9 protein-coding genes are annotated in these 13,574 nt (G+C 63.2%); 5 read left to right on the forward strand and 4 right to left on the reverse strand.

Annotated elements, in window-relative coordinates; all coding sequences use genetic code 11:
- Positions 1–43: 43 nt before the first annotated feature.
- The gene (locus CEW89_RS00660; protein ID WP_096804526.1) at positions 44–3,151 is read right to left on the reverse strand and encodes an efflux RND transporter permease subunit; all 3,108 of its coding nucleotides are present in this window, start codon (positions 3,149–3,151) and stop codon (positions 44–46) included.
- A gap of 21 nt (positions 3,152–3,172) precedes the next feature.
- Positions 3,173–4,339 carry an efflux RND transporter periplasmic adaptor subunit gene (locus tag CEW89_RS00665; RefSeq protein WP_066711238.1) on the reverse strand — a complete coding sequence of 389 codons (1,167 nt, stop codon included), beginning with the start codon at positions 4,337–4,339 and terminating at the stop codon, positions 3,173–3,175.
- Between the two features lie 208 nt (positions 4,340–4,547).
- Here CEW89_RS00665 and CEW89_RS00670 point away from each other — a divergent pair, with 208 nt between their 5' ends.
- The 3 genes from CEW89_RS00670 (at position 4,548) to eutC (ending at position 7,480) form a co-directional block, all read left to right on the forward strand.
- On the forward strand, positions 4,548–5,243 hold the full coding sequence (locus tag CEW89_RS00670; protein ID WP_096804527.1) for a TetR/AcrR family transcriptional regulator: 696 nt from the start codon (positions 4,548–4,550) through the stop codon (positions 5,241–5,243).
- Positions 5,244–5,339: 96 nt separating this feature from the next.
- The gene (locus CEW89_RS00675) at positions 5,340–6,722 is read left to right on the forward strand and encodes an ethanolamine ammonia-lyase subunit EutB (RefSeq protein WP_096804528.1); all 1,383 of its coding nucleotides are present in this window, start codon (positions 5,340–5,342) and stop codon (positions 6,720–6,722) included.
- Between the two features lie 8 nt (positions 6,723–6,730).
- The gene (eutC, locus tag CEW89_RS00680) at positions 6,731–7,480 is read left to right on the forward strand and encodes an ethanolamine ammonia-lyase subunit EutC (protein ID WP_244906126.1); all 750 of its coding nucleotides are present in this window, start codon (positions 6,731–6,733) and stop codon (positions 7,478–7,480) included.
- Between the two features lie 31 nt (positions 7,481–7,511).
- Here the strand turns inward: eutC and CEW89_RS00685 are convergent, their stop codons facing one another.
- The gene (locus tag CEW89_RS00685; RefSeq protein WP_096804530.1) at positions 7,512–8,885 is read right to left on the reverse strand and encodes an aminotransferase family protein; all 1,374 of its coding nucleotides are present in this window, start codon (positions 8,883–8,885) and stop codon (positions 7,512–7,514) included.
- A 195-nt stretch (positions 8,886–9,080) separates the two neighbouring features.
- Here CEW89_RS00685 and CEW89_RS00690 point away from each other — a divergent pair, with 195 nt between their 5' ends.
- Positions 9,081–10,571 (forward strand): aldehyde dehydrogenase family protein, encoded by a 1,491-nt coding sequence (locus CEW89_RS00690; RefSeq protein WP_096804531.1) that lies wholly within the window; start codon positions 9,081–9,083, stop codon positions 10,569–10,571.
- 84 nt (positions 10,572–10,655) lie between these two features.
- Here CEW89_RS00690 and CEW89_RS00695 read toward each other — a convergent pair whose 3' ends face one another.
- Positions 10,656–12,140 carry an aminotransferase-like domain-containing protein gene (locus CEW89_RS00695; RefSeq protein ID WP_096804532.1) on the reverse strand — a complete coding sequence of 495 codons (1,485 nt, stop codon included), beginning with the start codon at positions 12,138–12,140 and terminating at the stop codon, positions 10,656–10,658.
- Positions 12,141–12,417: 277 nt separating this feature from the next.
- On the opposite strand from CEW89_RS00695, the gene CEW89_RS00700 reads away from it, so the two are divergent.
- The gene (locus CEW89_RS00700) at positions 12,418–13,557 is read left to right on the forward strand and encodes an extracellular solute-binding protein (RefSeq protein WP_096804533.1); all 1,140 of its coding nucleotides are present in this window, start codon (positions 12,418–12,420) and stop codon (positions 13,555–13,557) included.
- Positions 13,558–13,574 lie beyond the last annotated feature (17 nt).

A 13,574-nucleotide genomic window follows, 5' to 3' on the forward strand; every position in this document is an offset into this window, starting at 1 on the left:
GGGCAGAGTGCCCGGCCTTTCGTTTGTGTCTGTCGCGCTTCCGTCAGGCGGCTTTCTTCTTGCTGCCGAAGACCTTGCGCACGATGACGAAGAACAGCGGCACGAAGAGAATGCCCAGCACGGTGCCGGTGATCGTCCCGCCGAGAACGGCGGCGCCCACGGCCCGACGACCGCCCGCACCCGCGCCGGAGGAGAGCACCAGCGGCACAACACCCAGCGAGAAGGCCATGGAGGTCATCACGATCGGGCGGAAACGCTGTTTCGCCGCCGTCAGCACGGCCTCGAACAGATCCTTGCCGGCATCCACCTGCTCGCGGGCGAACTCGACGATCAGAATGGCGTTCTTGCCGGTCAGACCGATCACGGTCAGAAGGCCGACCTGGAAGAACACGCCGTTGTCGAAGCCGAAATGCCAGGCGGTGAACAGCGTGCCGAGAATCCCCACGGGCATGGCGAGCATGACGGAGAAGGGAATTGCCCAGCTTTCGTAAAGTGCTGCGAGACAGAAGAAGATCGCCGCCAGCGACAGCATGTAGAGCATCGGTGCCTGAGACCCGGAGTCCTTTTCCTCAAGCGACAGACCGGTCCAGGCCACCGAATAGCCGCCGGGGATCTGGCTGACGAGATTCTCGATTTCCGCCATCGCCTCGCCGGTCGATACACCCGGAGCCGGAGAGCCCTGGATCTGCATCGAGGGTGTGCCGTTGTAGCGGTTCAGACCCTGCGGACCGTTGACCCAGCGTTCGGTGGTGAAGTTCGAGAACGGCACCAGTTCGCCAGAGGAGTTGCGCACCCGCCATTTCTGAAGGTCCTCCGGGGTGGCCCGGCTGTCGGCATCGCCCTGGACATAGACGCGCTTGGTGCGCCCATTGTCGTTGAAGTCGTTGACATAGGACCCGGCCATGGCGATCGACAGCGTGTCGCCGACGTCGCCCGGATCAATGCCCATGGCCCCCGCCGCGCGCCAGTCGATGTCGAGCTTGAACTGCGTCGCATCCTCGAGGCCGGAGGGCCGCACGGAGGCGATCAGCGGGCTTTGCCCGGCCATGCCCAACAACATGTTGCGCGCTTCCAGGAGCTGTTCGTGGGTCTGACCGCCCTGCGCCTGCAGGTAGAAGTCGAACCCCGAGACGTTGCCAAGCTCGATCACCGCAGGCGGCACGATCGGGAAGGCCATGGCTTCCTGAATGCCCATGAAGGCGGGGAAAGCCCGGCCCGCGATGGCCTGCACCGATTGTCCCGGCCCGGTACGTTCCTCCCAGTCCTTCATGCGGATAAAGGCCAGACCGTTGTTCTGCCCCTGACCGGAGAAGGAGAAGCCCGCGATGCTGAACACCGCTTCGACATTCTCGCTTTCGGCGGTCAGGAAGTAGTCCTTGATCTGGGCGTTGGCCGCGAGCGTGTTCTCGGCAGTGGAGCCCGAGGGGCCCTGTACCAGCGCCATCATGATGCCCTGATCCTCATCCGGAAGGAAGCCGGTCGGGGTCTGCATGAACAGCCAGGCGATGCCCGCCCCCATGCCGCCATAGATCACGAGCATGCGCAGCGGACGCCGGATCATGTAGCCCACGGTCGAGCCATAGCCGCCGGAGAGCTTGTCGAAGGCGGTGTTGAACCAGCCGAACGGTCCGCGTTTGGCGTGATGGGCGTCCTTGCCGCGCAGGATTGTGGCGCAAAGCGCCGGTGTCAGCGTCAGAGCGACCACCACGGAGAGGAGCATGGCCGAGACGATGGTGATCGAGAACTGGCGATAGATCACCCCCGTGGAACCCCCGAAGAAGGCCATCGGGATGAACACCGCCGAGAGCACGAGGGCGATGCCCACGAGCGCGCCGGTGATCTGGTCCATCGACTTGCGTGTGGCCTCGCGGGGGCTGAGCCCTTCCTCTTCCATGATCCGTTCGACGTTTTCCACCACCACGATGGCGTCATCGACGAGAAGACCGATGGCGAGCACCATGGCCAGCATGGTGAGCACGTTGATCGTGAAGCCGAAGACCGCAAGGATCGCGAAAGTGCCGAGGATCACGACCGGCACGGCCAGCGTCGGAATGAGCGTCGCGCGAATGTTCTGGAGGAACAAAAGCATCACGAAGAACACCAGGACGATGGCCTCCATCAGGGTCTTCTGCACCTCGTGGATCGAGATTTCGATGAAGGGGGTGGTGTCATAGGGGATGACATAGGTCATGCCCTCGGGGAAGTATTGCGCATACTCGTCGATCATCGCGCGTACCCGTTTCGAGGTGTCGAGCGCGTTGGCGCCCGGCGCGAGCTGGATCGCCATACCCGAGGCGGGCTGGCTGTTATATTGCGAGATCGTGGAGTAGTTTTCCGCCCCGACTTCGACCCGGGCGACATCGTCCAGAAGCACGAGCCCGCCGTCGGATTCCGACCGCAGGATGATGTTGCGGAAATCGTCCGGCGTCTGAAGCAGCGATTGCGCGGAGATCGTGGCGGTAAAGGCCTGTCCCTCCGGCGAGGGCAGTGACCCGAAGGAGCCTGCCGAGATTTGGGCGTTATAGCCCGAGACGGCCCCGACCACATCCGACGGTGTCATGTCGAACGCCGCAAGTTTCGACGGGTCGAGCCAGATCCGCATGGCGTATTTCGCGCCGAACACCTGGGTGCCGCCGACCCCTTCGATCCGGCTGAAGGCGTCCACCATATTGGTGTTGAGATAGTCGGCGAGGTCGGCCTGATCCATGCTGCCGTCCTCGGAGATCACCCCCAGAACCATCAGGAAGCCAGCGGAGCTTTTCTGTACCGTCACCCCCTGGCGCTGCACCGCATCGGGCAGCAGCGCCGTGGCCTGGGACAGTTTGTTCTGTACCTGCACCTGGGCGATGTCCGGGTCCGTGCCGGTCGCAAAGGTCAGCGTGATCGTGGCAGACCCCGCCGAGGTCGAGCTTGAGGACATATAGCGCATGCCGTCGAGCCCGGTCATCTGCTGTTCGATGATCTGGGTCACGGTGTTGGCCACCGTCTCGGCGGATGCGCCGGGATATGTCGTGCGGATCGACACCGAGGGCGGTGCGATCTGCGGATATTGCGCCACCGGGAGCGTGAAGACCGACAACAGGCCGACCCCCATGATCAAGATGGAAATCACCCAGGCAAAGACCGGGCGGTCGATGAAAAAACGAGCCATATTCTCAGGTCCTTATGCCGGTCATTCGCTGGGCTGGGCGTCTTGGGCGGCGGGCGCCTCGGCCCCCTGTTCCTGCGGTGCCACTGTCGCACCGGCTGCGGTCTTTTGCAGACCCGCGACGATCACCCGTTCGCCTTCTGCAACCCCGCCGGTCACGATCCAGTTGTTGCCTTGGTCGCTCACCACGTCGAGTACGCGGCTTTCCACCACGTTCTCGCCATTCACCACCAAAGCCATCGGACGGCCGCGCCGGTCCCGCGTCACCGCTTCCTGCGGCACGAGCACCGCGCCGGGGACCACGCCCTGCGGCATCTCGACCTGGACATACATGCCCGGCAGAAGGAAATGATCCGGGTTCGGGAAGGACAGCCGCAGTACGATCGTGCCGGTGTCCTCGTTCACATAGGGTTCGGCGGCGGACAATTCGCCTTTGTACTCATAGGAGCTGCCATCGGCGAGCGTCAGCGACACGGTCTGGCCGAGCGTCTCGGAAAATTCCGCACCGTTGCCCATCCGCCGCCAGCGCAGCATTTCGGAGGCCGCCTGCGTCACGTCGACATAGACCGGGTCGAGGGCCCGGATCGTGGTCAGCGCGGTCGATTGCCCGGAGGTCACAAGCGCCCCCTGGCTCACCGCACTCAGCCCCACGGCGCCGGAAATCGGTGCGCGGATCTGGGTCCGCTCGAGGTCGATCTCCGCCGAAAGGAGATTGGCCTCCGCCACTTTCACCGCCGCGAGGGCACTGTCGCGCGCGGCAATGGCGCTGTCGAGGTTCTGCTGCGCCACGACGTTGCGGCTTTTCAGTTCCTGCTGGCGTTCGTATTCGATTTCCGCCGATTTCAGCGCCGCTTTCGCCTGTGCAAGGCTCGCCTCCGCCACGGCCTTCACCGCTTCATAGGTCGCCGCGTCGATCTGATAGAGCGGATCGCCCTCGCTGACCGTGCTGCCCTCGTCAAACAGGCGTTTCTGGATGATGCCGCCGACCTGCGGACGGACTTCGGCCTCGGCGGAGGCGGCGACCCGGCCGGGCAGCGGGCTGCTGAGCGTCACGTCTCCCGCATTCAGCGTGACCACGGTCACGGGCGTGGGCGGCGGGGCGTTCTGGGCCAGAACGGGCTGGCCCGCCATCAGGGCAAGGGCGAGCAGGGCGGCGCTCCGGCGGGGCAGGACAGGGCGTGGGCAGGGCATGAAAATCTCCGGCAAAACAAACCCCGGACCGTTTCGGTCGGGGGCGAGGGGTTTTGAGGGGGCGCGAATGCGCGGCGGTCAGGGCATGTTCCGGGTGTTTGTCATCTGTGCATTGGAACATGACTTGAATTTTGATTAAAGAAACCCGATAGTTTTGTAAAGCGCGCCGGATGTGCGCATCTGAGCAGGGAGTTGTGGGCTGTCGCAGGTGTCTAAATATGAGGCAGAGCCGGAGGAGGCCGCCGCGCAGGAGACCGGAGTCCGCAAGCGCGGGCGGCCGGTGCAGATGGATTTCGAGGCGCGTGAGACGGTGATCCTCGACGCCACCCACGCGCTGATGATGGAGCGTGGCTTCGATCACGTGACCATGTCGGCCATCGCCCGGCGCGCAGGCATGTCGAAACGCACGCTCTATGCGCATTTCGACAGTCAGGAAGTTTTGCTGGGCCGCGTCATCGCCCGCATCAGCGCCTCGATTTTCCAGCCCCTGCCCGAAGAGGATCAGGACAGGCCGTTTTCCGAGCGGCTCGATCTGCTTTTGACCTTCAACAAACCGCCCGGATCGGACCGGCACAAATTGGAATTCCTGCGCACCATGGTGGCGCGGGCGCAGACCTATCCGGCGCTGGCGCGTGGGTTGGTGCATGAGGGGCGCGGGCGGTTGACCGGCTATGTGCGCGACGAAATCATGCGCGAAATCACGGCGGGGCGCCTGTCGCTTGCCCCGGATCAGGCGGCGCTGTCGGCCGATCTCATTGTCAGCATGGCTTTCGGCGATCCTCTTGTGCGCCTGCTCGATCCCGAGTTCGCCGAACCGACGCCCGAGCTTTTGGCGGAGCGGCGCGCTCTGGCAATCCGGCTTTTCCTGACGGGCTGTGCCGTAAAAATGGGCGATGACGCCTGAATTTGCAGGCCCGCCCCGGCTGCACTCGCGCGTGCTCTCGAACCCTCCGGCTTTCGTCGCTAGGATTTTGGGACGAGACAGCAACGGGACGAACGCATGCCGATCTATCGCACCACCCTTGGCGGCGAGGTGTTTCGCTTTTCCAACCTCGCGGAGGTGATGGCCAAGGCCACGCCCGCGCGCTCGGGCGATGCTCTGGCCGGGCTGATCGCGACAAGCGATGTCGAACGCGTCGCGGCGCAGATGGTTCTGGCCGATCTGCCTCTGAAAACCTTCCTCGAAGAGTTGCTGGTTCCTTATGAAGAAGACGAGGTCACGCGTCTGATCTTCGACACGCATGACGCGGCGGCTTTTGCGCCCGTCTCGCATATGTCCGTCGGTCAGTTTCGCGACTGGCTTCTGTCCGACGCCGCCACACCCACCGCGTTGAAGGCGCTTGCTCCCGGTCTCATGCCGGAAATGGCCGCCGCCGTGTCGAAGATCATGCGCAACCGCGACCTGATCGCCGTTGCCCGCAAGATCACCGTGGTCACAGCCTTCCGCTCCACTCTGGGTCTTGAGGGGCGGATCGGCTCGCGTCTGCAACCGAACCATCCGGCGGATGACCTGAAGGGCATCGTCGCCTCCACCCTCGACGGTCTGTCCTACGCGGTGGGCGATGCGGTGATCGGCATCAACCCGGCGACCGACAACATTCCGACCGCCATGACGTTGATCTCCATGCTCGACGATCTGCGTGGCCGTTACGACATTCCGACGCAAAGCTGCGTGCTGACCCATGTCACCAATTCGATCGAGATCATCAATCGCGGCGCGCCGCTCGACTTGGTGTTCCAATCCGTCGCGGGCACCGAGGCGGCGAATGAGGGGTTTGGCGTCACCCTGTCGATCCTCAAGGAATCCCATGATGCCGCGCTCTCGCTAAACCGCGGCACGATGGGGCAGAACGTCATGTATTTCGAAACCGGGCAGGGGTCTGCACTCTCCGCCGACGCTCATCACGGCATCGACCAGCAAACCGTCGAGGCCCGTGCCTATGCCGTCTGCCGCGCCTTCGATCCGCTGATCGTCAACACGGTGGTGGGCTTTATCGGGCCGGAATATCTTTACGACGGCAAAGAGATCATCCGCGCCGGTCTTGAGGATGTGTTCTGCGGCAAACTCCTTGGCCTGCCGATGGGCTGTGACGTGTGTTACACCAACCATGCCGAGGCCGATCAGAACGACATGGACGTTTTGATGACGCTTCTCGCCAATGCCCGCGCACAATTCCTGATCGGGGTGCCGGGGGCGGATGACATCATGCTCAACTATCAAAGCCTCTCGTTCCACGACATCGCGTACCTGCGCAATTCGCTGGGCCTCAAAGCCGCGCCGGAGTTCGAGGCTTGGCTCACCGCCATGGGGCTTGTGTCCGAAACCGGCCATCTGCTGCAAAGCGATCTTGGCGCGGCACGGCTTTTGGAGGCGGCGCAATGACGGATGTGATGAAAGATCCATGGGCCAAACTGCGCGCCGCCACCCCCGCCCGCATCGGTCTTGGCCGCAACGGGGCGGGGCTTCCGACCGGCGCCAATCTTGAGTTCCAGTTCGCCCATGCCCGCGCCCGCGACGCGGTGCATTCCGGCCTCGACGTGGACGCCTTGGCTGCCGAGCTGTCGCCTTTCGAGGTCATCCGCGTCACCTCCGCCGCTCCCGACCGCGCAAGCTATCTGCGCCGCCCGGACCTTGGTCGCAAACTTGCCCCCGGCGAGGCCGACACGCTCAACGCCCGCACGCCCTGCGACGTCGCCTTCGTCATCGCCGACGGCCTGTCCTCCGCCGCCGTGCAATCCCATGCTGCCGCCGTGGTTCACGCGGCAAGCGCCAAACTCGAAGGCCTCACCCTCGGTCCCGTCGTCGTCGCCACCCAAGCCCGCGTCGCCATCGGCGACGAGATCGGCGCAGCGCTCGGTGCGAGGCTCGTGGTCCTCTTGGTCGGCGAGCGTCCCGGCCTGACGGTGGCCGACAGCCTCGGCGCGTACCTGACCTATGGCCCGCGACCGGGCCTCAAGGACAGCGCCCGCAACTGTCTCTCGAACATCCACGGCAAGGGTGGCATGTCCTATGATCAGGCCGCGACGAAAATCGCATGGCTCACCCGCGAGGCCCTCAAACGCGGTCTGACCGGCACCGGCCTCAAAGAAGAAAGCGGGGTGCTAGATCAAGAAAACGCCCCGCACATCGGCGAGGCGTAATCTTTAGATTTCAATACGGTGAGGGGCGATCTTACATCGCCGCTGCAACCGTGGTCAGGGCGTTGTCGACAGCGGTCAGGATCTCGTCGATGTCGTCCGCTTTCGAGATCAGCGCCGGCGAGAAGCACAGCGTGTTGTTGAACCCCGGCAGCGAGCGCATGGTCGCGCCGATGATCACGCCCTGCTTGTCGCACTCGGCCACGACGGCCTGAACCAGCTTCTCGGAGAGCGGTTCTTTGGTCTCGCGATCCGCCACCAATTCCGCGCCGCAGAACAGGCCCAGACCGCGCGTGTTGCCAATGAGCTCATGCTTGTCCTCAAGCGCGGCCAACCCGTCCAGAAGACGCTTGCCCATCACCTTGGTGTTGTCCAGAAGGCCCTCTTCCTCGATGATCGCCACGTTCTCAAGCGCCGCCGCCGGGCCGCCGGTGCAGCCGCCAAAGGTGGAGATGTCGCGGAAGTGGTTCAGCGGGTCTTCGGGCTTGTCCTTGAACATGTCGAACACCCGGTCGGATGCCAGCATCACGGCAATCGCCGCATAGCCGGAGGCCACGCCTTTTGCGGTGGTCACGAAATCCGGCTCGATGCCGTAGTTCTGATAGCCGAACCACTCGCCCGTGCGCCCCATACCGCACACCACCTCGTCGATGTGCAACAGGATGTCATACTTGCGGCAGATCTCCTGAATTTTCTCCCAGTAGCCTTTCGGCGGCGTGATCACACCACCGCCCGCGGTCACCGGCTCAAGGCAGATCGCGCCCACCGTATCCGGGCCTTCGCGCAGGATCACCTCTTCGATGGCCTCTGCAGCGCGTTCGCCGTAATTCTCGACATCCCACTGTTTGCGGTACTCAAGGCAATGCGGCACCTCGACGAAATCCGGCACGAAGGGGCCGTAATGCGCGGCGCGCTGTTGCTGGCCGCAGGCCGAGAGCGTGGCGATCGTCGTGCCATGGTAATCGCGGTCGCGATAGAGGATTTTCGACTTCTTGCCGCCATAGCGCTGCGCCGAAATCTGACGCACCATTTTGAAAGCCTTTTCATTGGCTTCCGAGCCGGAGTTGCAGTAATACATGCGCGACAGGCCGGGGGTTTTCGCGGTCAGAACCTCGGCGAATTTCGCCGCCGGAATGGACCCCGCGGAGCCCGCGAAATAGTTCATCTTGATCAGCTGATCGCGCACCGCATTGGCAATCCGTTCGCGGCCATAGCCGACGTTCACCGTCCAGACGCCGCCGGACACGGCATCGAGAAATTCGCGGCCGTTCTGGTCCCAGACCCGCATGCCCTTGCCCTCGACAATGATCCGGGGATCGCGGCTTTCCAGAAGCTGGTGTTGGAACATATGGTGCCAAACATGGGCGCGGTCGGCCTCGATGATGGCGGAAAGATCATTGTCGTGCATGGCGGGAGACTCCGTAATTCTCGGCATAAGTAAATCACCGCTTGCGGGCGGGGCCTATAGGGCCAGAGCTTTAGATTTATCGGGCCAGTGATTTTTTATATCAAACGGTCAAAATGTGGGCGCAGAATATCTGGACTCATTGTTTTGAAATGCTGGTATCTTTGCCGGGCCCGATTTTCGCGCAATGCAAGAGGCATGAGCCAGATCGCATGCCAATTTCCCGACCCGCAGGCCGTCATCGCGGCTTATCACAACCTCAACCTCGTGGGCGGTGCCCGTGTGCCGACCGCCGCCGGTCTCGACGTGCTGAACCCGGCCACCGGGGCGCTTTTGGGCAGGGCCGCCGCCTCCGGTCCGGTCGAAACCGACGCGGCCGTGCAGGCGGCGAAAGCGGCGGGGGCGGCCTGGGCCGCGATCCCGGCCCGCGAGCGCGGCAAACGCGTCGCCGCCGCAGGGCGTGCGCTTTTGGAGAATTTCGAACTGGTGGCTCAGGTGCTTGCCCGCGAGACCGGCAAAGCGATCCGCACCGAGTGCAGGGGCGAGGTGAAGACCGCCGCCGACATCCTTGAATTCTATGGCGGATTGGGCTCGGAACTCAAAGGCGAAACCATCCCCTATAGCCCGCGCATGTTGACCATGACCACCCGCGAACCTCTGGGGGTGGTCGCCGCCATCGTGCCGTGGAACGTGCCGCTGGTCCTCATGATGCTCAAAATCGCCCCCGCTTTGGTCGCGGGCAACACGGTCGTCGTGAAGGCCTCCGAGGACGCGCCCTTTGCCACCTATCTCGCCGCCGAGATCGTGATGGAGCACTTGCCTGCGGGCGTCTTGAACGTGATCAGTGGCGACGGCCCGAATTGCGGCGCAGCGCTCACCGCCCACCCGGATGTGGCGAAAATCACCTTCACCGGATCCGAGGAAGTGGGCGAGATCGTCTACAAAGCCGGGGCCGAGCGCATCGTGCCGGTCTCTCTCGAACTCGGCGGCAAAAGCCCGATGATCGTCTGCGCCGACGCCAAACTGTCCAAAGCCGTGCCGGGGGCCATCTCGGGCATGCGTTTCACCCGTCAGGGCCAAAGCTGCACCGCCTCCTCGCGCATCTATGTCCACGAAAGCCTTTATGACGCCTTCCTTGACGCCCTTGTCGCCGATCTGAACGCGCTCAAAATCGGCGATCCTTTGGACGAGAGGACCGACATCGGCACGATCATCAATGCCAAACAGGCCAAGGTGGTCTCCGATTACGTCGCCAAGGCGGAGGCAACCGCCGGCGCCAAAGTTGTCCGTTGCGGCCAGATGCCTGCGGATGCCGCGCTCTCGCCCGATCTCTTCGCCATGCCGACGCTTTTGCTCGATCTGCCCGAAGATCACCCCTGCCTGCGCGACGAAATCTTTGGCCCGGTCGCCGCGATCCAGAAATGGTCCGACTACGAGGATGTGATCGCCAAGGCCAACGACAGCCGCTATGGCCTTGCCGCCTCGGTCTGGACCGAAGACCTCTCCACCGCGCTCGACGCCACCTCGCGCCTCAACGCGGGCTATGTGCAGGTGAACCAGAACCTCACGATCCAGCCCAACGTCTCCTATGGCGGCTTCGGCCGTTCGGGTCTGGGTAAGGAAGCGTCTTTGGAAGCCATGCTGGCGCATTTCACCCGTTCGAAGACGATTGTGATCGCGATGGACTGAGGGCCGTTCGGGGCGTCGGAGGGGCATCGCAAAGTGCCCGACAAAAGTCCGACGCAAGTCCGACACTTTGCCGACAGGGAAAATTCAGCTTTCGGGGCAGTTCCGTACCGCCTCGATCGCGGCTTTCAGCTCCGCAATCCCCGGCGCAATCTTCGCCAGATCAATCGCCCCGAAGCCAAGCCGGAGCCGGTTGCGCGGGGCATCCGCGCGCAGGTAATGCGGCGTGCCGTCCTCGACCAGCACTCCGCGCGCTTCGGCCTCCGCCTTGACCGCACCCGCGTCCATGCCCTCCGGCAGGGCCAGCCAGACGCCCGAGCCGCCGGTGGTCATGGTCAGCTCGCAATCGGGCAGTTGCCGGTCGATTTCTCTCAATATTTCCCGCCATTTATCGGCCATACCCCGGCGGTGGCGGCGGATATGGGCGTCATAGTGCCCCTCAGAGAGGAACAGCGCCATGGTCCGTTGTGCCAGTGCCGAAGGGTGACGATACATCAAACGGCGGAGCACCCGTATCTCGCGGATCACCTCCGGATCGGCGGCGATAAAGCCCAGACGAATGCCGGGAAACAGCGGTTTGGTGAGCGATCCGACATGGATCACACGACCCGTGCCATCGAGCGCCTTGAGGGTCGGATGCTGCGCGCCGACGAAGTTCAGTTCATGTTCGTAATCGTCTTCGAGAATGAGGAAATCATGGGTCGAGGCGGCCTCCAAAAGCGCCAGCCGTCGCTCCATCGGCATAGTGATGTTGGTCGGGCTCTGATGGCCGGGGGTGACGTAGACAAGGTCTGCTCCCGCGAGATTGTCACCGGGTTTCAAGCCCTTGCGGTCCACGGGCGAGGGGATGACGGTGGCCCCTTGGGCCGCGAAGATATTGCGGGCATCGACATAGCCGGGGTCCTCGACATGGATCACGCGCCCGGGTGCCAGAAACAGGTTGGCGACCATCCAGATCGCATTCTGCGCGCCCACGGTGATCAGCAATTCGTCGGGACCGGCGCGAAAGCCGCGCTGCGGGAGGACGCGACGGGAGATTTGTTCGAGCAAAAGCGGATCGTCGCTGTCGAACAGATCGTCGGCCCATGTGCCGACATGGCGCGTGGTGCCCGCCCGGCGCAGACAATCGCGCCAGCGGGCGACGGAAATCTCGTCGCGCCCGACCTGACCGTAGATGAACGGGTAGGGAAAGCGCCGCCAGTCGGCGCGTTTGGCGATGTTGAGCTGTTCCGTGAAACGCCGGGGCAGGAACCGGTCGAAATCGGCGCGTGTCCCTGAGCCGATCTGGCGCCTTGGCGGGGCGACATTGAGTTTCTCGCGCACGAAATTCTCGTCGATGAAATAGCCACGCCGGGGTTTGGCCGTGATGAACCCGTCCTGATGCAGCCGCTCATAGACGATGGAGATCGTGTTGCGCGAGACCTTCAGCGTTTTGGCGAATGCGCGGGACGACGGCAGCGGATCGACCGGCGAAAGCGCGCCATCGAGGATCGCCTGAATGAGACGTTCCTGAATCTGGTGCTGGAGCGAGGCGCTCTGATCGAAGGGCTGTTCGAAATAACGGTCGAGCATGGGGCCTCTCATGGGGGGCGGGCGTGGTGGGTCGGGTGCGGTTCCGATCCTGCCTTGAGGCGGGCAAAGGGTGGGCGCAAGCGCCACTCTATTGTGCAGCACGAAAGGCGACAGGAGGAAAGCCCTTCTGGCACTATAATTTGCCACTTCTGGCTCTAAATTGAGCAAAAGACCGGCCCCTAGGCTTTTGCATGTGCGGTGCCGGACTCGGTCCGACCGCCCGCAACAACCAGAGAACAAGACACCGACAGCAACGAATACGTTCACGGGGAGTGACATGACGAAGATCAAAACCACCGGTGGCCTCAAGCGCCGCTCGTTCCTGAAAGGCTCCGCAACCCTCATGGGCGGCCTCGCGGCGCCCGCCCTCGTGAGCCGCGCGGCGCTGGCCTCTTCCGGCGAAATCAACGTGATGATGTGGTCCGACTATTTGCCGGAAAGCTTCGTGACGGCGTTTGAGGGCTCGACCGGCATCAAGCTGAATTTCACCGGCATCGGCTCCAACGAGGAAATCATCAATAAGCTCAAAGCCACCGGCGGCGAAGGGTTCGACATCGTCTCGCCGACCGTCAACCGCAATCTTCTATGGGCGGAACTCGGCCTTTTGCAGCCCTTCGACATGACGAAAATCGCCATTGAAAAGGTCAACCCGGCGATGGCTCTGGGCGAAAAACACTGGAACTTCGGTGGCGAAGGCACGTTTTGGGTGCCGCATATCTGGGGCACGGAAGGGGTCGCGTGGCGCACCGATATGTTCACGCCGGCGGGCGAATTCCCATCCTACTACGACATCTGGGACGATACCAACGCGGGCAAAACCATGGGGCGCGGTCACTCGATGCTTTTGGGGCTGGGGCTTGGCATGGAACGCCTTGGCATGATGGAACCCGGCTCGATGTGGGCGGCTTATGAAACGCCCGAAAAAATGACCGAAGTCTGGACCATGCTGGTCGAGCACGCGATTGAAAAGAAAGGCAATATCAAGCTGATCTGGAACGACGCCGACACCCAAAAGAACGGTCTTTTGAACGAGGGCGTCATCGTCGGTCAGACATGGGACGGCCCGCCGATCGCGCTGAAAAACGAAGGCGAGCCGGTGATGTACCGCGCGCCGGTCGAGGGGGCGATGGCTTGGGTCGATGGTATGGCGATGCCGACGGGGGCGACCAACATCGAACAGGTCTATGCCTTCATCGACGCCTGCTACAACCCGGAGTGGGCCGGTGAGGCGATCAAGACCCACGGCTATAACTCGCCGGTTCTGGGCGCGGACGCCTTCGGTGGTGAGATTTATGCCAAGAACTTTGCCGACGCCTATCCGGGCGAGGCCTTGGCGAACCTCAACGCCTGGCCCGCGGAGGCGCCGTGGTATTCGGAAATGCGCACCGAATTCACCAATAAATTCCTCTCCGCCTAATTTCGATCAGGCCCCGC

The organism is Celeribacter ethanolicus (assembly GCF_002407265.1).
Taxonomy (GTDB): domain Bacteria; phylum Pseudomonadota; class Alphaproteobacteria; order Rhodobacterales; family Rhodobacteraceae; genus Celeribacter; species Celeribacter ethanolicus.

What these genes read in the sequence shown, in the direction of transcription:
- CEW89_RS00660 (WP_096804526.1), bottom strand. Translation starts at nt 3,151, where the DNA reads ATGGCTCGTTTTTTCATCGACCGCCCGGTCTTTGCCTGGGTGATTTCC.
- CEW89_RS00665 (WP_066711238.1), bottom strand. Translation starts at nt 4,339, where the DNA reads ATGCCCTGCCCACGCCCTGTCCTGCCCCGCCGGAGCGCCGCCCTGCTC.
- CEW89_RS00675 (WP_096804528.1), top strand. Translation starts at nt 5,340, where the DNA reads ATGCCGATCTATCGCACCACCCTTGGCGGCGAGGTGTTTCGCTTTTCC.
- eutC (WP_244906126.1), top strand. Translation starts at nt 6,731, where the DNA reads ATGAAAGATCCATGGGCCAAACTGCGCGCCGCCACCCCCGCCCGCATC.
- CEW89_RS00685 (WP_096804530.1), bottom strand. Translation starts at nt 8,885, where the DNA reads ATGCACGACAATGATCTTTCCGCCATCATCGAGGCCGACCGCGCCCAT.
- CEW89_RS00690 (WP_096804531.1), top strand. Translation starts at nt 9,081, where the DNA reads ATGAGCCAGATCGCATGCCAATTTCCCGACCCGCAGGCCGTCATCGCG.
- CEW89_RS00695 (WP_096804532.1), bottom strand. Translation starts at nt 12,140, where the DNA reads ATGCTCGACCGTTATTTCGAACAGCCCTTCGATCAGAGCGCCTCGCTC.
- CEW89_RS00700 (WP_096804533.1), top strand. Translation starts at nt 12,418, where the DNA reads ATGACGAAGATCAAAACCACCGGTGGCCTCAAGCGCCGCTCGTTCCTG.